Source organism: Plantactinospora sp. B24E8, from assembly GCF_039871735.1.
Classification (GTDB): domain Bacteria; phylum Actinomycetota; class Actinomycetes; order Mycobacteriales; family Micromonosporaceae; genus Plantactinospora.
In genome coordinates this window covers 67,401-88,558 of record NZ_JBDPMH010000015.1, presented here as the reverse complement: position 1 = coordinate 88,558, position 21,158 = coordinate 67,401, and the positions used below count along the sequence as shown (strand labels likewise).

Below are 21,158 nucleotides of genomic sequence, written 5' to 3'. Positions count from 1 at the left end.
TACGCCGGAAAGCTCCCCGTCCCCGGCATACTGTCCGGATGGTAGGTCGCGTGCCGTCAGCCCGGGCCGAACGGCCCATCGACTTCTTCATCAGCTACTCGCCGGCGGACGAGCGCTGGGCGACCTGGCTCGCCTGGGAGTTCGAGGCGGCCGGCTACCGCACCATGTTGCAGGCCTGGGACTTCGTACCGGGCACCAACTTCATCGACTTCATGGACCGGGGCGTCCGGGAGGCGTCCGTCGTGGTCGCCATCCTCTCCGAGCGCTACCTGCGGTCGACCTACGGCAAGCTGGAGTGGCAGGCGGCACTCCGGGCCGACCCCACCGGCGTCGGCCACAAGCTGGTCACCGTCCGGATCGAGGACTGTCCGCTGGACGGACTGCTCGCCACCATCACGTACGTCGACCTGGTCGGTGTCGTCGACCCCGTCGAGGCCCGCAACCGGGTCCTCGGCCGGATCCGCCAGGCGCTCGACGGACGGGCGAAACCGGTCGAGGACCCGGGCTTCCCGGGGCGGCCCGGCAGCTCCGGCGTCGGGGTGTTGGAGCAGGTGGCGGCCGGGGCGAGGCGGGGGCACATCCGGTCCCGGCGGACCCCGATCAACCCGCCACCGTTTCCTCCCACGGTGAGCGCCGGACCGGGCACCCGTACGGCGGTGACCGTGCTGCAGGTCGCCGGGCCCCGGTTCGGCCGGGGACTGATCGAGCCGGGCGCACCGGTGACCCCGGGCGAGCTGCAGGAGAACATCATGGGGGAGCTCACCCTCCTGATGAACGACGGGGTGCCCCGGCCCGACCTGATCGTCGTCGCCGGCAACCTCACCGAGTCCGGCAGCGCCCGGGAGTTCGAGGACGCGTTGAGCTTCCTCACCGGCCTGCGGGTGCTGGTCGGGCTGGAGCCGCACCGGCTGGTGGTGGTTCCCGGCCCCCGCGACATCACCCGGGCGGCGAGCCGCGCCTACTTCGCCACCTGCGAGGCCGACGACGTCGACCCGCAGCCGCCGTACTGGCCGAAGTGGCGGCACTACGCCCGGCTCTTCGACGAGGTCTACCAAGGGCTGGACGAGCCGATCTTCGACAGCGAGCAGCCGTGGACCCTGTACGCGGTACCGGACCTGCAGGTCGTGGTGGCCGGGCTGAACTCCACGATGGCCGACAGCCACCGGGACGAGGACCACTACGGACACCTCGGTGAGGCCCAGGCCAGCTGGTTCGCGCAGTGGTTGCGGCCGTACCAGCAGACCGGGTGGCTGCGGCTCGGGGTGATGGCGCACACCCCGGGCGACGTCGACCCGTACCCGGTCGCGCCCGGCGCCGTCGCCGAGACCGCGCTGCGCGACGGCACCACCTTCGGCCGGCTCGTCGCGCCGATGCTGAACCTGCTGGTCTCCGGCGCCACGGCCCCGGGCAACACCGACGACCGGGACCTGCCGCTCGCCCCGGCGGTCACCGGCGGACGGGCCCAGGTGCTCCGGATCGGCGCGACCGGCCTGACCCGCTGGGTGCTCGGCCGGGACGACCGGTACGACGCCGGTGAGGAGATCCCCCGGCGTTGGTCGAGGGTCGAGGCGACCTTCGGCACCACCGGGCCGACCCAGGTGCCGGGTCAGCGTGGTTCGGGTCCCGGCGAGGCGACCGGGGTCGGTGCGGCCGGTCCGGAGTTGGCACCCGACCGGGGTGGATACCGGGTGGACGACCCCGACCAGGTCGTCGACCCGGTCGAGGAGCTGCTCGACCGGATCACCGAGGTCTGTGAGGCCCGGCACGACCGGGTGCTGATCCGGCGCATCGACGGGCGGCGCGCCGAGGGCGAGCGGCCGCACCTGTTCGTCACCTACCGCGAGGACGGCGTGGTCCGGCAGCAGCGGATCGGGGTGACTCTCGGGCCACCCGGCCCGGCCGAGATCGACGAGTTCGCCCGTCGGGTGCACGCCGCCAACCCGGAGATCGGCTCGGAACTCGTCTACGAGGGACCGCGGTTGCCCCGCGCCCAGTACGACGAGGCGCTGCGCCGGGGCGTACGGGTGGTGAACCTGACCGAGTTCCAGGGCCTGCTCGACCTGCGCGACTACGTCGCGGCGCAGACCGCGCGCCTGCAGGCCGACCAGCTCTACCCGCCGCAGTTGTACGTCCCCCAGCGCTACCGCCACCTGGTCGGCGGGGAGCAGGGGGTGCAGGAGGACGTGGTCGAGGAGCTGCTGGACCTGGTGACCGAGCCGGACGGCCGGTTCGTCCTGGTCCTCGGCGACTTCGGCCGGGGCAAGACGTTCGCGTTGCGCGAGGTGGCCCGTCGGCTGCCGACCGCCGCACCGGACCTGATCCCGATCCTGGTGGAGCTGCGCGCGCTGGACAAGGCACACTCGGTCGACGGTCTGGTCGCCGCCCACCTGGCCAACCACGGCGAGCAGGTGATCGACCTCAAGGCGTTCCGGTTCATGCTCCGGCAGGGCCGGATCGTGCTGCTCTTCGACGGCTTCGACGAACTTGTCGCCCGGGTCACCTACGACCGGGCCGCCGACCACCTGGAGGCGCTGCTGCACGCCGCCGACGGGGCGGCGAAGGTGGTGGTGAGCAGCCGTACCCAGCACTTCAAGACGACCTCCCAGGTCTTCACGGCGCTCGGAGAGCGGGTCGGGCTGCTGCCGCACCGTCGGGTGCTCACCATCGAGGACTTCACCCCGGGGCAGATCCGTACCTACCTACGGCACCGGTACGGCGGCGACGAGCAGGCCGCCCAGGAGCGGATGGACCTGCTGCGGGGGGTGCAGGACCTGTTGGGACTCTCCCGGAACCCACGGATGCTGGGTTTCATCGCCAACCTGGACAACCGGCGACTCGCCGCGGTGGCCGGGGCGAGCGCGTTCAGCGCGGCGGCGCTCTACCGGGAGATCCTGGCGTCCTGGTTGGAGTTCGAGGAGCGGCGCACCCGGGACGTGCCGGGGGTGCCGGTCAACCTCGGCCGCGGCGAACTCTGGACCGCGGTGACCCGGCTGGCGTTGCGGCTGTGGGAGAGCGGCGAGTCGTACCTGCGGCTGGCCGAGATCGCCGAGGTCGCCGAGACGCTGACCGACCTGGCCGACTTCCGGCTCTCCCGACAGCAGGCGGCGCACGCGGTGGGGGCGGGCAGTCTGCTGGTCCGTACCGACGAGGGGCTGTTCGGTTTCATCCACGCCTCGGTGGTGGAGTGGCTGGTGGCCAACGACCTGGCCGACCGGCTGAACCGGGGCGAGTTCCCGAACGCCCTGACCCGGCGTCCGCTCTCCCAGCTCACCGTCGACTTCCTCGCCGATCTCGCCGACGCGGCGCGCTGTGAACGGTGGACGGCGACGGTGCTCGCCGACGAGTCGGCGGGTGAGACGGTCCGGGCGAACGCGTTGCGGCTCAGCGCCCGGCTACGGCTGCCGGCCCGGGCCGACCTGCGGGGCGCGGTGCTGCGCGGTGAGGACCTCTCGCACCGGGACCTGGCCGGTGCCGACCTGAGCGAGGCGGACCTCGGCGAGGCCCGACTGGTCTCCACCAACCTGCGCGGGGCGAACCTGCGGGGTGCCCGGCTGGCCGGCGCGCGGCTGGACCAGACCAACCTGGCCGAGGCCGACCTGCGCGGCGCCGACCTCGGCGGGGCCCGGCTGCTCCGGGCCGACCTGCGGCAGGCGGCGGTACGGGGTGGCCGGTGGCACCGGGCGGCCCTGATCGACGTGGCGGCCGATCCGGCGCTGCTGCTCGCCCCGGAACTGCGCGGTGCGGTCGTCGCGCCCGGTCGGCCGGTGGTGCCCGGGCTGGCCCCGCCGGCGGTCGGGGTCGGATACGGCTTCGAGGTGGGCCGGATCCCGGACCCGGCGGCGTACAGTCCGGACGGTGCGACGCTGGCGGTCGGCACCGACGACGGCGGGGTGCTGATCTGCGACACCGCCGCCGGCCTGCCGGTGCGGACCCTGCAGGGGCACCGGAGCCGGGTCTACCTGGTCGACTACGACCTCGCCGGACACCAGCTGGTGACCGCGTCGGCCGACCTGACGATCCGGCTCTGGGACGCGGACCACGGCGACCTGCGGCACGTCCTGGAGGGGTTCCGGGACTGGGTCTGGCCGGTGACCGTGGACCCGGGCCGGGGCAGGCTGGCCGCCGGTGACGCCGCCGGGGTGGTCCGGATCTTCGACACCGCGACCGGCGAGCTCCGCCACGAGTGGCCCGGACACGCGTCGCCTGTCTGGACCGCCGCGTTCAGCCCGGACGGGACGTTGCTGGTGGTGGGGGACAGTGTCGGCACCGTGCGGGGCTGGGATACCGGCACCGGCGAACTCCGCTACGAGCACCGGGACGCGGAGGTCGGATACCGGTTGCGGATCGGTCCGGACGGCACGTCGCTGGCGGTCGCCGGGCAGGGCGGCCGGGTCCGGATCCGGGACGCGGCGACCGGCGCGGAACGGCTGGTGCTGCGGGGCCACGAGGCGGACGTCTACGCGGTGGACTTCGCCGCGGACGGTGGCCTGCTGGCCACCGGGGATACTTCCGGCCTGGTACGCCTCTGGGAACCGGCGACCGGGCGGCCGGTCCGGTCCCTGGCCCGGCAGGGCGGTGCCATCTACAGCGTACGGTTCAGTGGTGACGGTGCCACCCTGGCGGTCGCCTCCAGCGACGGCGGGGTGCGGCTGTGGGACGTGGCCTCCGGCCAGTTGCGGCACGAGCTGAGCCGGCACCGGGGTTCGGTCTGGCCGGTCTCCTTCCACCCCTCCGGCGAGCAGTTGGTGACCAGCAGCAACGACGGCACGACCCGGTTGTGGGACGTGGCCTCCGGCCAGTGCCAGCACACCCTGCGTGGGCACGGACGTCGGGTCACGTCGGTCGCCTTCCGGGAGGACGGGTCGACGTTGGCCAGTTGCGGCAACGACGGCGTGGTCCGGCTCTGGGACCCGCGCGGCGGGCGCTGCGTCCGGGAACTCGCGGGTACCGCGGACCGGCTCATCTCGGCCGTCTTCTGCCCGGGCTCGCCGCTGCTGGCCGCGGCCAGCGGTGACGGCGGTGTCCATCTGTGGAACGTGGAGACCGGGTTCGACGAGCGGGAACTCGACGTCGACACCGACCATGTCTGGGCGGAGGCGTTCAGCCCGGACGGTGACGTGATGGCCACCGCCAACGACGACGACACGGTACGGCTCTGGTACCGGACCACGGGCCGGCACATCGGCACGCTCACCCCGCACCGGGGTCGGGTCCGGTCGGTGGCGTTCAGCCCGGACGGTGCGACGATCGCGACCGGCTGCGACGACCGGCTGGTCCGGCTCTGGGACACCGCCACGGGCACCTGTCGGCTGGTCCTGGAGCACCACACCGACCGGGTGTACGCGGTGGTGTTCAGCCCGGACGGCCGGCTGCTGGCCAGTGCGAGCAACGACGGTACGGCCGCGGTCTGGGACACCGGGACCGGGACCCGGCTGCGGGTGCTCACCGCGCACACCGGTCGGCTCTGGACGGCCGCGTTCAGTCCGGACGGGACCCTGCTCGCGACGGCCGGCGACGACCTGGTGATCCGGCTCTGGGATCCGCGTACCGGGCGGCGGCACGGCATCCTGGCCGGGCACAGCCGGCGGGTCTGGTCGGTGGCGTTCAGTCCGGACAGCACCCTGTTGGCCAGTGGCGGCGACGACGGCACGGTACGGCTGTGGGACGTGGTCGACCCCGAGCACGCGCAGCCCCGGCTGACCCTGCTCGGCCTGAAGGACGGCTGGGCGGCCCTGAGCCCGGACGGCCGGTACAAGTTGGAAGGTGACAGCGTCGGACAGTTCTGGCACGCCGTCGGCACCTGCCGGTTCGAGGTCGGCGAACTCGACGCGTACCTGACCCAGGTACGCCGACTGCCCTCCGAGGCACCTTTCTAGACGCTCGTCGTCACGGTCAGTAGTTTCCGCTGATCACATCCGGAAATGTGTCCATAGGCGGTATAACGGACCAAGAGTGAATTTCGGGCATCTCTCCTGGTTGGTGGGAACCACCGCCGACCGGGGATGCCGGGACTCGCGAAAGGTCTGAGAATGCGACCACTTCGGGTGCTGCGGATCATCTCCCGGATGACCGTCGGGGAAGCCGCCCCGCAGGTCGGTGCCCTGCTGCGCGGCCTCGACCCGGACCGCTTCGAGCAGCGGCTCTACGCCGGTCCGGTCGAGCCGGGCGAGCCCGACTACCGACGGCTCCGGGCCGCCGACGTACCGGTCCGGCTGCTGCCGGAACTCCGCCGTACGGCCCGGCCGACCGACCGGCTGCGGGCACTGTCCGCCCTGGTCACGGCGATGCGCGAGTTCCGGCCGGACCTGGTGCACAGCCACGATCCGCTCAGCGGCGCCCTGGCCCGGGCTGCCGCCCTGGCGTGCCGGGTGCCGATCCGGGTGCACAGCTACCACGACCATCCGCTGGCCGGGCGTCGGTCACCGACCACCCGGTACGCCACCGGCCTCGAGTGGGCGCTCGCCCGGACGACGTCCGCCCTCGTCGCGGTGAACACCCAGGTCCGCGACGAGCTTCTGGCCGCCCGGATCGGCCGCCCCGACCAGTACACCGTCATGCCGCCGGGAGCCAGCCTGTCGCCCGTACCGGACCGGGTCGAGGCCCGCCGTCGGCTGGGACTGGCGGGGACCGGACCGGTGGTCGCCTCGGTGGGGGCGGTCACCGCGGTCAAACGACCCGACCGGGTGCTCACCGTGGCCCGCGCGGTCCGCCGACGGGTGCCGGACGCCCGCTTCCTGTTCTGCGGCGAGGGCGACCACCTCGCCGAGACCGTCGCCGCCGCCGAGGCCGACAACCTGGCGGTGACCTTCCTGCCCTGGCGGTCGGACGTCGAGACGGTCTACGCCGCGGCCGACGTCGTGCTGCTGACCTCGGACCACGAGGGCACCCCGCTGGCCGTGATCGAAGCCGCCCAGGCCGGCCGGCCGGTGGTCGCCACCGACGTCGGCGGGGTGGCCGAGGTGGTCCGGCACGAACGGACCGGGCTGCTCTGCGACCGCTGGGACCTCGACGGCCTGTGCCGTGCGGTGCTGCGGCTGCTCGGTGACGCCGAACTGCGGGGGCGGATGGGGCGGGCGGCGGCGGCCGACACCCGGGAGGCGTTCGGAACTCCCCGCCTGGTGGCCGCCACCCGGGACCTCTACCACCGGCTCGCCCTGGCCCGGGGCGGATGGGCCCCGGAGTACGTGGAGCCCGTACCCACGCTGGCCCGCTGCCGCTGAACGGCCTACTGCCGGTGGTGGTGACGCGGTGGGTCAGAGACGTTCCACGTCCGGCCCGGTGCACCGGTTGCGGCTGTCGAAGACGTACCGGGCGGTCCGGGTGACCATGTCGTAGTCGAGACCGTCGTGATCGGTCACCACCACCACCGCGTCGGCGGCCCGGACCTCCGCCTCGGTCAGCTCGACGACGGTGACCCCGGCCGGGACGGTGCCCGGATCGGCGTACGGCTCCACCGCCCTGATCCGCGCTCCCAGGGCGAGCAGTCGGTTGGTCACGTCGACCGCGGGGGAGTCCCGGAGGTCCCCGGTGTTCCGCTTGTAGGCCAGCCCGATCACCAGCAGGTTCGCGTCCCGGATCGCCCGCCCCCGGGCGTTCAGGCCGGCCATCACCCGCTGCGTCACGTACTCGGGCATCGCGTGGTTGATGTCCCCGGCCAGCTCGATGAACCGGAACTGCCGGCCGAGCCGACGTTTCACCTGCCAGGACAGATAGCACGGGTCGATCGGCAGGCAGTGCCCGCCGGTGCCCGGCCCCGGGGTGAAGGACATGAAGCCGAACGGCTTGGTCGCCGCGGCCCCGATCGCCTGCCAGACGTCGATGCCGAGTGCGTGGCTGAACACCGCGAGCTCGTTCACCAGTGCGATGTTGACCTGGCGGAAGGTGTTCTCGATCAGCTTGGTCAGCTCGGCGACCCGGGTCGAGTCGACCGGCACGGTCCGCTCCACGATCCGGCGGTAGAACGTGTCGACCCGGCTCAGTGCCGCCGCGTCGAGACCGGAGACCACCTTCGGGGTGTTCTCCAGGCGCCAGGTCCGGTTGCCCGGGTCGATCCGTTCCGGACTGTAGCCGAGATGGAAGTCGCCCGGGCTGCGCAGCCCGCTGCCCTGTTCCAGCACCGGCCGGAGCAGCTCCTCGGTGGTGCCCGGGTACGTCGTCGACTCCAGGATGACCGTGCAGCCGGGGCGGACGTACGGGCCCAGCGCTGTTCCGGCCTGCTCCACGTAGCTGAGGTCGGGTACGCCGTCCCGCAGCGGCGTCGGCACGCTGATCACACAGACGTCGAAGTCCTTCGCGTCGGCGTAGTTGCCGGTCGGCAGGTACCGCCCGGTGGCCAGGGCGGCGGTGAGCCGGGCGTCGGTGATGTCCTCGACGAAGGAGTGCCCGCTGCCGAGCTGCCGGATCCGGCTGGCGTCGACGTCCAGTCCGACCACCTCGAGTCCGGCCTCCACGGCGGACACCGCGAGCGGAAGGCCGACGTACCCCTGGCCGATGACAACGAGCTTTTCCCTGCTCATCTGGGCTCCCACGGTGGGCGACAACGTGGTGCACACCATAGGATGATTTATCAGTGATCACATTGGAAACGCGGATAAAGGGAACTATCTCGCGTTATCAGGTCAGCGGACGCCGTGCCGGGTCGGCGACCGCCCCTCTTGATGGGCGGTCGTCATCGAATCCCACCGCGTAGGCAGCATGGCGGCAAGCTGGTTGGCGACGCTCCGGAACCGGCCCCGCCGCCACTCGCCCCCGGTCCTTTCCACGTGGTCCCGCCCACCCGGTCCTGGGCCGTCGTACCGGGGTAGCAAGCCGGTGGCCGAGCGGCTTGGCCTGGGCGACCTCGGGGACGTCGTTTTCGATCAGCCAGGTTTTGTGGCTGTGGCGCGGGTTGTGCGCTATCGGTATGGTGCGGCCGTAGTCGTCACGTCACAAGGGCGATCGGGTTCGAGGATCGTGGCATTGGCCTGGGGAGGCGTCGTTGACTGGTCGTTCGGTGGTAGTTCCCGTCTCCGTGGCGGGTGTGGAGCTTCAGGTCGAGGTGGCCCGTCCGGTTGGTTCAGAGGAGACCGGGCGCGGGGAGATGGTGCGCGACGCCGTGACGGACGCGTTCGATCGCGCCCAGGACGCTATTGTCGCGGTGGCGAAGTCGACCGTGGGCACCATCGCACAACTGGGTAAGCAGTCGTTGCGGCCCGACGAGGTTGAGGTCAAGTTCGGATTGAAGTTTTCGGCGCAAGGCAGCGTGATCGTCGCGGGTGTGTCGAGCGAGGCGACTCTGGAGGTGGCACTGACGTACCGCGCTGCGGCGGAGCACAACCTCGATGATGCCTGACGAAAGGGTTCCGGGGTTCCTTGGCCGGGTTCTCGATGTGGCGGGCCGCCCCGAAGGCACATGTTTTCAGGTAGCGCCCGGCGTGTTCGTCACGGCCTGGCATGTGCTGCGGAACATAGGCGTGGGCACGGCAGACACCGGAGATATCGGTGGCGTGGTGCAGGTGGATCCGTTGGCTGGTGGGCACGGCTTCGCGGCGCGGATCGTCAACGTCGACCGGGTGCACGACCTCGCCGTGTTGCGCGCGGAAGGCAGGCTTCCTGCGGTCGCACCGGGCGTGGCGGCCACGGATGCCGTCGAGCTTCGGGCCGAGGTGGTGGTCACCGGCTCGGTGGATCTGCCGGACTTTCAGGAGTATCGCTTCCTGGACGCGCCAGGGCATTGGGCGGGTGGTACGACCCGGGACGGGGTACGGCTGGGTCGGTTGACGGCTAGCGCGGTGATGCGGGGGATGTCGGGTGCCCCGGTGCGGGGTGCCGATGGCACGGTCGTGGGTGTCGTGTCGGCCCGGTACAACACCAATGACAACTGGGGCCGGGACACGGTCTGGGTCGCGCGAACGGAAGACCTGGCACCCCTGCTGCGCGATGTCGGTGTCGAGCCGCGGCCGAGCGAGAAGGCCGAGTACGTCGAACCGCCCGTACCAGGTATTTGCCCTTATCCCGGCTTGTCCGCGTTCACCGCGGGGCAGGCCGAGTGGTTTTTCGGCCGCGAGGAGCTGACCGCGAAGCTGGTCGATCGACTGGTCGTGGCCAGGGATCGGGGATTGCCCTTGCTCGTGGTAGGCGTATCCGGCTCGGGCAAGTCGTCCTTGTTGCAGGCCGGTCTCGTGCCGGCGTTGTCGCGCGGCGACCTCCCGATTCCCGGTTCGGCAGATTGGCCACGGATCCGGCTGACGCCCGGTTCGAGGCCGCTGACCGAATTGGTCAGCCACATGGCGGTTCTGGCGGGCAGTTCCGTCGGAGCCTTGGTGGACGAGGTACGGGACGCCCCGATCAGGTTCGCGGCGCTGGCCCGCCAGGCGGCGCTCGCGGACGCGGGTAGGAAGGGACTCGACCGTGCCGGGCCGGTGGTGTTGATCGTCGACCAGTTCGAGGAGATCTTCACGCTCTGCGGCGACGCCACCGAACGGGCTGCGTTCATCGCGGCCCTGCGGGCGGCGGCCGACAGCGTCGCCGGCGACGAGACCACCCCGAGCGCGCTGGTGCTCGCCAGCCTGCGAACAGATTTCTTCTCCGCCTGCGCCGAGGAACCGGGCCTGGCCGAGATCCTTCAGGACAACCAGTTTCTTGTCGGTCCGATGACGATCGCCGAACTGCGGAGCGTCGTGGAAGGACCCGCAGTCGTCGTCGGTCTCGACATCGAGCGGGGCTTGGTCGATCGGGTACTCGAGGACGTCGTCGACGCCGCCGGTCACCAACCGGGTACCCTGCCGTTGCTCGCGTACGCGCTGGAGGCCACCTGGAACAAGCGGCGCGGCAACACCATGGCCCTGGCCAGCTACCAGGAATCCGGTGGCGTTCGGGGCGCGATCAGCGAGGCGGCGGAGAGGCTGTTCACCTCGTTGTCCGAGCCGGAGCAGAAGATCGCCCGGCGGATGTTGCTGACGATGGTGGCTGTTGGTAACGGTGTCGATGACACCCGTCGAAGGGTGCCGAAGTCGGAACTGACCGGTGGTGGCGACGACTCGGTGACCGTGCTCAACCGGTTGGTCGCCACCCGGCTGGTAGCCCTGGACAAGGACACCGTCGAGATCGCCCACGAAGCCCTGTTGCGTGCCTGGCCACGGTTGACCACCTGGCTCAGCGAGGACCGGGCAGGTCTCATCGTGCACCGCAGGCTCACCGATGCGACCAACGACTGGCTGAGCCTGGATCGGGACGGTGGCAGCCTGATTCGGGGTGCTCGGCTGGCCGACACCCGGGCGTGGCTGGCCGAACGCGACGACCGCCTGACCGGCCTCTCGAACGTGGAACGTGAGTTCGTCGCGGCGAGCGAGGGTGCGGAGGAATCCGCGCGCGAAACCGTCCGGCGCAACAACCGGCGACTGCGTCGTGGGGTGGTGGCGCTCGCGTTCCTGCTCGTCGCAGCCCTGGTCGCGGGCGGGCTGGCGCTGTGGCAACAGCGGGTGGCGGACGAGCAACGGTACCGGGCCGAGCAGCAGCGAGCCGTCGCGCTGTCCCGGCTGCACTCGTCGGAGGCGCTGGCCACCCGCGACAGCGACCCGCGCCGATCGCTGTTGCTGGCGATTGCGGCATGGCAGGCCGCGCCGACCGAGGAGTCGCGCGGCGCCATCCTGAGTGCACAGGGAATTCCCTACCGGGGCGTGCTCGGCCCCGTCGCGGCCCGGCTGTTCGACACGGCTCTCAGTCCGGACGGCACGCTCGCCGCGTTGGCGGCATCCGACGGCTCAGTGACGCTGTGGGATACCGAAAGTCGCCGACAGGTCGCCGAGTTGACCGGCGCGGACGGCAACCTGCCAATCGTCGAGTTCAGCCCGGACGGCAACATACTCGGCACCGCCCACGCCAGTGAACGAGCCGAGCATCGGCTGCGGTTGTGGGACGTACGCACCCGCGAACTCATTCGCAGCCTGCCCGGCGACGCCGTCAATATGGCGTTCAGCCGGGACGGGACCTCCATGGCAACCGCATCCCGGAGCGAACCCAGCATCGTGTTGTGGGATGTGGCGAGCGGACGGCGGGTGCGTACCTACGACAAGGGCAGCGGCACCGCGTTCGGAGTCGCGTTGAGCCCGGATGGCTCGCTGCTCGCGGCGGGTGGCGGCGACAACAGCGTCCGGGTCTGGCAGACCGCCACCGGACGCCGGGTGGCGGTTCTGAACGGCCACGAGAAATACGTGACGAGCACGAGTTTCAGTCCGAGCGGCCGGCTGTTGGCCAGTGGCAGCGCCGACGGCACGGTGCGGTTGTGGGACGTACGCGCCGGCCGGGCCGCCAGCGTTCCGATACTGCGCCCACCCGGCGGAAACGAGTTCGTCAAGGAGGCGGTGTTCAGCCCGGACGGGCGACACGTGATCGCCGGTATGAACCGAAGCAGAAGCGTTCAGTGGTGGAGGGTTGTCGACGGTGCCGCCGTCCGCTCGTTCGTCGGACACACCGAAGGCGTGGTGTCGGTCGGGTTCAGTCGGGACGGACATACGGTGCTCAGCGGCAGCCTCGACCGGTCGGCGATTCTGTGGCGGGCGCAGACCAGGGTTATCGACCAGTCCCACGCACCCACTGCCGTGGCGTTCAGTCCGGACCGACGTCTGCTGGCCTTCACGAGAGGCAGCGTGGTGACGCTCTGGGACCTGGCCAAACAGTCCGTGGTCCGTGAGCTGAACACCGGCGTGGTCACTTCGCTTTCCTTCAAACCGGACAGCGCCGCGCTGGCGACGGCGGGCGCCGACGGAACCGTACGCCTGTGGAATCTCGCGACCGGACAGGCGGGTAGGCCCGGCGCCACCGGAGATGGCACGGTGCCCTACGCCGTCCAGTACAGTCCGGACGGCAGGGTCTTGGCGGCGTTCGGTGGCCCGTCCCTGGACGCGATAAATTCGGGCGACGTCACGATTCTACGTCTTCGGCTGGTGCTATGGGATCTCGCCAGCCCCAACTCGCCACCGGTGCTGATAACGTACGAACCCGACGACGTGTCGCACGACCCCTATCCGGGAGGCAATATCGACTTTTCCCCGGATGGGAGTTTGCTCGCCGTACCGTTGAGCAACGGGACGATCGAGCTGCGCGCCCCGCGTACCGGTGATCTCGTCGACACCCTGAATGGCCGTCACGGATTTGCCAGTGCGGTGGCGTTCAACCAGGACGGTACGCTCCTGGCCAGCGGTGGTAACGACCGGAAGCTGCGGCTGTGGGACGTCGCCAGCAGAAAAGAGGTCGGCGGTGCGTTGAGCGGGCATGGCGGCGCCATCAGGGGAGTTGACTTCCTGCCGGACGGCGACACACTTGCCTCGGTCAGTGACTATGACGTCTCGCTGCGTCTGTGGGAGGTGTCGACACAGCGATTCTTGGCGGCGGTACGCACCTCCACCTCTTCGAACGCTCTTGCCGTGCAACCCGACACCGGTCTGATCGCCGTTGCCGGCGTGTATTCGCAGATCAATATTGTGGATCCCGACCCCGACCGAGTGGTGTCCGACGTCTGCGCCGCACTGCATGGCACGCAGACGGTTGCCGAAGCGTGGAAAGCCATCGGCAACGATCCGGACCAGGCCCCACGGTGCTGAGCTGTGGTGCGTGGCTGGAGGCCCGGGTTCCTGAGCGCTAGCCCTGGTTCGGATTGACCTCACCACTGGGCGGATCGGCGGGACCGCCGGTCGTCGGTGCTGGCGTGGTCGGCTCGGCCGGCGTCGTCGGCGCCACGGTCGGATCGGTCCCGGGCCCGGGGTCCGGGCTGGACGGGCTCGCGCTCGGCGTCGGAGTGGGGCTCTTCGAGCGGGTCGGCCGGCCCGGTTGATTGTTCTGGCCCTCCGACTCCGCGCTCCTGGTCTCCTCCGGTTGGCTCGGCTGCGTACTGGGGCCCGCCGTGACCGTCGGCGACGTCGGCAGGTTCGTCGCCGGGGCGCCGTCGGGCCACTGGATCGCGATCAGGGCGGTGACCGCCGCCGCGACGATCCCCACCGCAGCGGCGACCCCGGCCAGGGTCAGCGGGCCGACGCCGGACCGCTCCGGTCGACCGTCGTCGCCGGACGCCACCACCACCGGATTGTCGGCCAGGGTGTGCGATGGCCGCCCGGTTCGTCCGGCGGGCGCCCCACCGGCGCCGTCCGGCGCCGCACCGGCGATGGCCACAACCGGTGCCTTGTCCGCCTCGGCGTCGTCCCCGCCGGCACCGCCGACGACGGCCAGCGCGGCGGCGTCGGCCTCGGTCACGGACGGGTGGCGGGCCGCCGCCCGGGCCGCCCGGGCGAAGGCCGCGGCGCTCGGATAACGGTCGGCCGGCTCCTTGGACAGTGCCCGACCGATCAGGGCGGTGACCGCCTCCGGCACGGTGTCGGGCAGCGGTGGCGGCTGCTCGTGCAGGTGCTTCACCGCCACCTGCAGCGGGGTGTCGCCGGTGAACGGTGGGCTGCCGGCGACACACTGGTAGGCGACCGCCCCCAGGGCGTAGATGTCGGTGGCCGCCGAGACCGGCCGCCCGGAGGCCTGCTCGGGCGCCATGTAGAGGGCGGTGCCGGGTACCGCGTTCGAACTGGTGATGCTGGTTATCTCCACCGAGCGGGCCACTCCGAAGTCGAGCAGCCGGACCGTGCCGTCGGCCTGCACCAGCAGGTTGCTCGGCTTGACGTCCCGGTGCACGATCCCGCGCAGATGCGCCGCGTGCAACGCCTGGGCGACCTGACCGACCACCCGCAGCGTCTCGACGAGTCCCAGCCGTCCGGCGGCCCGGATCCGCTCGGAGAGCGGTTCGCCGTCGACGTACTCCATGACCAGGTAGTCGGCCCGGCCGGTCGGCTGGTCGTCATTGCCGTAGTCGTAGACCTGCACGATTCCGGGGTGCCGGAGCGCGGCCAGCATCCGCGCCTCGGCCCGGAACCGGGCGATGAAACCGGGGTCGGCGAGCAGCGCCGGCAGCAACACCTTGACCGCCACCCGGCGACCCAGCACGACGTCCGTGCCGCGCCACACGTCACCCATCCCGCCGGTGGCGACCCGCTCGTCGAGACGGTATCGGCCGCCCAACACGACTCCCGATTCCAGCACGTGCACACCGTACCCAGCAGTCGCTTCCGGTACGCAATCGTGCCGGCCGGGTGGCCACCGGGTGACCGGCCGGTGTCGGTACGGGGTCCGCCCGGGGTCGTCCCGCGCGGACCCGGACCGTACCGACGGTGGGCGTCACCTCGCCCGGCGCAGCTACCCGGCGGTGATGCTGGTGAAGGTGTACGTGGCGGCGCCGATCCGCAGGGTGGTGACGACCGGCGCGTCGGCGTGGCGGGAACTGGTGTGCCGGACCCGGAGCTGCTGCCCGTTCTCGACCACACCCGGCCTGCTGCTCCAGCCCCCTCGGGTCTGGTACTCGCCGTTGACGACGCTGACCGGTGTCGGCCCGGCCAGGCCCGTCACCGTCCACTTCCCGCTGCTCACCGTCTTTCCCCGTTTGACGTCGGTCGCGTCGGGGAACGGCGCGACGTCGAAGACCTTCCGGCACATCTCGACGAACGCGGGCCAGCCCGGGGCGTCGACATGGCCGGCGTTCTGCCGCCGGTAGCCGATGTACCCGTCGGTGAACGCCTGGTCGAACGGCGGGGTGCCACCGATCGACTCGCCCGGGCCCGAGGTGAACTCCGTGCCCGGCGGGACGACCAGTCCGTCGACGCCGACCAGGTTGTAGACCGCGGTGGCGTGGACGCCGGCCAGGTACATGCCCCGGGGGTCGGCCCAGGCGTCGTTGTTGTTGCCGCCGGTGATGTACACCACGCGCGGCGCGGCCAACGCCACCATCGAGTGTCCGTCGACACTCATCAGTTCCAACCTGCGGGGCTTGTAGGTGCCTTTTTTCGCCAGGCCGACGCCAGGGTTCTCCGGATCGTCGACCAGCGGACCCATCCACCTGAAGTAGTTGCCCGCCATCCAGTGGTACTCCAGGCTCTCGCCGGCGTTGTCCGGGTAGTCGCCCTCCACCTCGAGGTCCTGCCCCCAGTGCCGGCGGTTCATCCGGGCGCCGAGGGAACCGGACGAGCTCGCGTACGCCGCCTTGATCCGGGGGTCGTACGCGGCGGCGACGGTGGCGGCCTTGCCGTACCGCGAGTGCCCCTGCACCCCGATCCGGTTCGCGTCGACACCGACGTATCCGGTCGGCGCCGCGAAGAAGTCGATCAGACGGCTGATACCCCAGCTCCAGGCGGCCAACGTGCCCCAGTCGCCGGGCTTGCGCCAGTTCCCCTTGTTGACCAGCCCGATGAGGTAGCTGGAGAGGTTGGCCCCGCCCCGGTCCGGCTGGAGCTGGGCGTTGGCGAACCCGAAGATGCCCCACCCCTCGGGTCCGAGGTTCGACCACCGCCCCGTGCCACCGAAGACGACCACCACGGGGACCGTGGCCCGGGCCTCGTACGCCGCCCGGGGTATCCGGAGCGTGCCGAAGATCCGTGGCGCGTTCCGCACCTGCGGGTAGCCGGACGTGTCGAGGTTGCCGGTCACCGTCCGCTCGGCGTACGCGACGCCGTCCGCCTCGCCGTAGCTGACCTCGCCGAGTTCCCAGGTGATCCTCGGCCAGCGTCGGCGGTCCGGGATCCTGCCGTACAGCTCCTCCCGGGCCGCCTGGAGGATCTCCGGACGGCGTTTGTCCCACCAGTCGTCGGCGGTACGTACCGGGGTGCCGTTCTTCGTTGTCAGCAGGTCGATCGGGGTGTACTCCCAGCCGTCGACCTCGGGGTTGTCGCCGGTTCCGACGCCGATCGCACCGTCACCGGTCGCGTCGTCGTAGCTTGTCCAGAGCCCGAACAGCGCCCCCCGTCGCATGGGGTGCCCGCAGGAGTCGAACCAGAGCCGGTCCTCGGGTTTCCCGGTCACGTTCGGAGGACGGTTCGGGTCGTCGAGCCACGAGGAGCGCAGGGTCGGCAGCGTGATACCGAGTTGGCAGAGCATCTGGTCCCGGTCCTGGACGGTACTGGTCGACGCGGTCGGGAGAGCCCCGAACCGGCGCACGCACGCGTCCGCGGCGGCCCCGCCCCGCCTGTCGGGGCTCGCCGCGGCGGGTGTCGGGCCGGCCGCGTGCGCGACCGCCACGCCCAGCGGTGAGACCCCGACGGCCCGCAGCAGGGTCCGTCTCGAGGTGCCCCGGGTGCCGTCGGTGTCCGCACCGGCGTTGTGGCGTCGGTCCGGCTGTTCCGGATTCTCCATTGGTTCACTCCTGTCGGATCGGGTGGTGGTGTCCGGTCGGCGCGCGGCACACGGGGACGGTCAGCGTCCGGTGAAGACGGTGCGGGCCCGCCCGCCGTTCGCGCTGACCCGGACCTCGAACCTGCGCCGGGAGAGGGTCGGGGCTCCGGTGAAGTCCACCCGAACCTGGAACGTCGCGGAGCCGCCGGGCGGGATGCTGGCCGCGACCGGGACCGGGAACCGCTCCGGATCCCGGCTCGTGACGACGTGGCCGGACCTGCCGGCCTTGCCCGGTCCGGTAGGCGCGAAGCCGTCCAGGCGTACGTCGTTGGCGGCCCCGCCGCCGGTGTTGGTCACCTCGACCGTCCAGACCGTCGTGCCCGGGCGGCCGCGGTCTCCACGGTCGACGTCGACCACCCGACCGGTCAGCCGGGCCCGGCCGGGCGCGGTGTCCTCGTCGACCTCCAGCAGCAGCGTGTCCCAGCCCAATCCGTTGCCGTCCCGGGTACCCGCGCCGCGGGTGAACGTGATCGTGTTCCTCCCGACCACCAACATCGACGCCGGGAAGGAGAGCGTGCCGAGCCGGGGGTAGCCGCTACGGTCGGCCTGGCGGGCGATCGTCGAGTCGTTGTTGTTCGGCAGCGAACCCGTGATCCCGCTGGTGGCACCGTTGACCGCCACGGTGGGGCGGCCGCTGCGCTGCATGGAACTGGAGAGCGTGAGGTACGCGGTGCCGCTGTACGCCCGGTCCAGGTCGAACGCGACCGTCCAAGTGCCCGCGTTGGTCTGGGCGTAGTACCAGTCCTGCGGCTCCCAGCTCTCCCCGATGGTGAAGGTCAGGTCGCCCGGTATCCGGGCCGGTTTGTCGAAGTTGCGCGGGTTGGCGAACGTCTCCGGGTCGGTGGCGAGCGCGAACTCGCCGCCCATCCGGTCGGCGGAGCCGATCTGCCAGAGGAAGGTGGTGTGGTTGGTCGGCGCCCACTCGATGTCGCCGAGGTCCTGCTTTCGTCCGCCCACCGTGATTCCGGTGAGTTTGAGCTGGTCGGTCACCGAGCCGCCGGCGGCGAAGACGTAGAGGGTGTACGTGCCGGGCGTGCGGGTGCCCGGCTGCCAGGCCGGCGGGATCCCGGGCAGACTGAAGGTGCCGTCGTCGGCCGTCTTCACGAAGTAGGTCGGTTCGTGGATGGTGTAGACGTCGGTCACGTCCTGGGTGGAGAGCAGGAGCCAGTGCCCGCCGGCGGGTCGGCCGTCGGCGATGCGCAGCCGACCGGTGACCGTGGTGCGTTCGCTGGGCGGCGGATAGAAGGGGTCGGCGATCCAGGACGAGCCGGCCCGGTTCTCCCTGATCTCCGCCTGGGCGGTCCGGGCCGCCTCGGCGATCATCGTGTCCGGGTCGTCCGGGTCGCCGGTGTTGACGAACGTGTACCAGGGCCCGTACAGCCGCTGATATCCGGGGAAGAGCGGGTACGCCGGCAGCCCGTAGTGGTTCGCGCCGAAGTAGTTGCAGATGATCGCGTCCTGGTGGATGGCCAGGTCCTGGTGGTTGGGCCCGACGCCGTAGAAGGCGCACAGCGTCTGGTCGGTCACCCCGCCGAGCGGGGTGAACCAGGCGCCGAAGCCGTGTCCGTAGTGCCCGAACATCGGGTTCTCGTGGTGGTACAGGCTCCATTCGTATTTCGTGTAACGGCTGCCCGGTGGCAGGTTGCCGGAGTTGCTCTCCGGCGACGGCAGGTTCGGGTTGTTGATGCCGTCGATCGGCTGGGTCTCGCCGCCCTGGGTTGCCAGGTAGGCGTACGTCGGCTGCTGGCCCTTGCCGCGCTCCCAGTTGAACGCGTGGTCGAGGATGGCCCGGTCCCATCGCGTGTTCATCCGGACCTCGTTGATCGACTGTGCGACCACTGCGGTGAGGATGTTGTATCCGTAGAGGCCCCGCTTGCCGCGCCGCATGATCAGGTGGTGTTCGTGGCGCAGCTGCGGGCTGGTGTTGTCCACGAACGCCACCTCGACCAGGTCCCTACTGACCCGCAGCACCCGCACCTCGGTGCAGACCAGTCGGCTGGCCCCGCCGGCCGCGTCGACGTAGAACGAGTGCTGCCGGTCCGGGTCGAACGGTGCGGTGCCGTTGAGGTTGTGCGCCAGCTCCACCCCGTCCACCACGACCGAGGTCGCGGTGATCGAGACGTCGGTCCAGCCGGTGAGGATGCCGCCGGCGGCGTCGTCCCGGCCGAACGTGAACCGGATCAGTCCGTTGTCGAGCACCAGCGCGTCGAGGTCGCCCGGGAAGGGGTACGTGCCGGGCGCCGCCGGCGCGCCGTTGATCAGGATTTGAACGTCGGGCGACTTCGGCGCCGCCGAGGCGGCGTCCCGGCCCAGCAGAACGGGTGCCGCGGCGGCGGCACCCACCAGGCCGAGGGCGGTGCGACGGGACATCTCTGCGGCCATGTGACTGACTCTCCTGTTCTCCGTGCCGGGCGTCGGTGGTACGGGAGCCGGCGGTGGCGGGTGAGCGGAATCTTCCTGTCGAAACGGGTGCGCGGGATCCTCCGGGCGGATCTCCGGGGCGGCACGCGCGTCGGCGTCGTCGACGGCCGTACCGGTACGGCCGTCGGATGTCGCGAGGCTGGCGGAGCTGCGATGTGAACGATTCAGCCGGCGGCGCGCGCGGCACCGTCGTCCGGAGAGGTGGGTCTCTGAACGGCTCTTCGAGGCAGGAGAACGATGGCAGGTGGCGGTGCCGGCGCTGCAGCCGCCGTCGACAGGAAAGCGCTTGCTTGAATCGATTCAGGTTTCAAGATTGTTGCGGCCGGGGACACGGCCTGTCAAGGGTCGCCCCGCTAGTCCGACAGCCGGCCCGCTAGTCCGACAGCCGGACCGCCGACGAGTCGGGCCGGTAGAACCGCATCATCGCCGGGTCGACGGCCAACCACACCGGACTTCCCGGGCAGATCCGGAAGGTCGGCGGCGTCTGCACCTTGACTCGCCGACCCGCCAGGTCGACGGTGAGCAGGATGGTCGCCCCGGTCGGCTCGACCACCTCCACCCTGGCCGCCAACCGGTCCGGTCCGTCGGCGTCGAACACCTCGATGTTCTCCGCCCGGACGCCGATCGTGACCTCGCCGTCCGGATGCTCCGCGAGCCCGGACGGGGCCGCGGTGCGCTGGTCGCCGATCCGCAACGCCGGCCGGTCACCGGACCGGTCGAGCCGGGCCGGCAGGAAGTTCATCGGTGGTGCCCCGAGGAAACCGCCGACGAACTGGTCGGCGGGGGCGTCGTACACCTCCAGCGGAGGGCCCACCTGGGCGACCCGTCCCTCCCGCAGCACCGCGACCCGGTCCCCGAGGGAGAGCGCCTCGGCCTGGTCGTGGGTCACGTAGACGGTCGTGGTGCCGAGCTGGCCGACGATGCGCTTCAACTCGGTACGGAACTCCATCCGCAGCAGCGCGTCCAGGTTGGACAACGGCTCGTCCATCAGCAGCACGTCGGCGTCGACCACGATCGCCCGGGCCACCGCCACCCGCTGCCGCTGGCCGCCGGAGAGCTGCGCCGGATAGCGGTCGAGGTAGTCGGTGAGGTGCAGCAGTTCGGCGGCCTCGGCGACCCGCCGGCTGATCTCCGCCTTCGGCGTCCTGCGCATGGACAGCCCGAAACCGATGTTCTGCCGGACCCGCAGGTGCGGAAAGATGGCGTACGACTGGAAGACCATCGACAGACCACGCTCGCGGGCCGGCAGGTCGGTCACGTCCCGGCCGCCGATCTGCACCGTCCCCGAGTCCGGCGTCTCCAGCCCGGCGATCATCCGGAGCAGCGTGGTCTTGCCGCAACCGCTCGGGCCGACCAGCACCAGGAACTCCCGGTCGCGCACCTCGAGGCTGATGTCGTCGGTGGCGCGGGTCCTGGTCCCCGGGTACGTCTTCACCAGGTTCCGCAGCACGATCTGGGCCAACGTCCGTCCTTTCCTCGGTGCCGTCCGAACCGTCGCCGGG

9 protein-coding genes are annotated in these 21,158 nt (G+C 71.1%); 4 read left to right on the top strand and 5 right to left on the bottom strand.

What is annotated here, in order from left to right:
- Positions 1-38 precede the first annotated feature (38 nt).
- Together ABGB21_RS21650 and ABGB21_RS21645 are read left to right on the top strand one after the other, a co-directional pair.
- Positions 39-5,876 (top strand): TIR domain-containing protein, encoded by a 5,838-nt coding sequence (locus ABGB21_RS21650; protein WP_347652483.1) that lies wholly within the window; start codon positions 39-41, stop codon positions 5,874-5,876.
- A 153-nt stretch (positions 5,877-6,029) separates the two neighbouring features.
- A complete protein-coding gene (locus ABGB21_RS21645) occupies positions 6,030-7,220 on the top strand; it encodes a glycosyltransferase family 4 protein (RefSeq protein WP_347679237.1) in 1,191 nt (396 codons plus the stop codon).
- A gap of 33 nt (positions 7,221-7,253) precedes the next feature.
- Here ABGB21_RS21645 and ABGB21_RS21640 read toward each other — a convergent pair whose 3' ends face one another.
- On the bottom strand, positions 7,254-8,516 hold the full coding sequence (locus ABGB21_RS21640; RefSeq protein WP_347652481.1) for a nucleotide sugar dehydrogenase: 1,263 nt from the start codon (positions 8,514-8,516) through the stop codon (positions 7,254-7,256).
- 503 nt (positions 8,517-9,019) lie between these two features.
- Here ABGB21_RS21640 and ABGB21_RS21635 point away from each other — a divergent pair.
- Both ABGB21_RS21635 and ABGB21_RS21630 read left to right on the top strand, forming a co-directional pair.
- Positions 9,020-9,331: a CU044_2847 family protein gene (locus tag ABGB21_RS21635; protein WP_347652480.1), complete on the top strand. Its 312-nt coding sequence runs from the start codon at positions 9,020-9,022 to the stop codon at positions 9,329-9,331.
- On the top strand, positions 9,321-13,580 hold the full coding sequence (locus ABGB21_RS21630) for a trypsin-like peptidase domain-containing protein (protein WP_347679235.1): 4,260 nt from the start codon (positions 9,321-9,323) through the stop codon (positions 13,578-13,580). The genes ABGB21_RS21635 and ABGB21_RS21630 overlap by 11 nt, the downstream gene beginning before the upstream one ends.
- Positions 13,581-13,617: 37 nt before the next feature.
- Here the strand turns inward: ABGB21_RS21630 and ABGB21_RS21625 are convergent, their stop codons facing one another.
- The 4 genes from ABGB21_RS21625 to ABGB21_RS21610 form a co-directional block, all read right to left on the bottom strand.
- A complete protein-coding gene (locus ABGB21_RS21625) occupies positions 13,618-15,057 on the bottom strand; it encodes a serine/threonine-protein kinase (protein WP_347679233.1) in 1,440 nt (479 codons plus the stop codon).
- A gap of 153 nt (positions 15,058-15,210) precedes the next feature.
- Entirely contained in the window at positions 15,211-17,196 is a 1,986-nt protein-coding gene (locus ABGB21_RS21620) for a hypothetical protein (RefSeq protein WP_347652477.1), read from the bottom strand.
- Positions 17,197-17,256: 60 nt separating this feature from the next.
- Positions 17,257-19,617, bottom strand: coding sequence for a polysaccharide lyase family protein (locus ABGB21_RS21615; protein WP_347652476.1), 2,361 nt, complete (start codon positions 19,615-19,617; stop codon positions 17,257-17,259).
- Between the two features lie 412 nt (positions 19,618-20,029).
- A complete protein-coding gene (locus tag ABGB21_RS21610) occupies positions 20,030-21,118 on the bottom strand; it encodes an ABC transporter ATP-binding protein (protein ID WP_347652475.1) in 1,089 nt (362 codons plus the stop codon).
- Positions 21,119-21,158 lie beyond the last annotated feature (40 nt).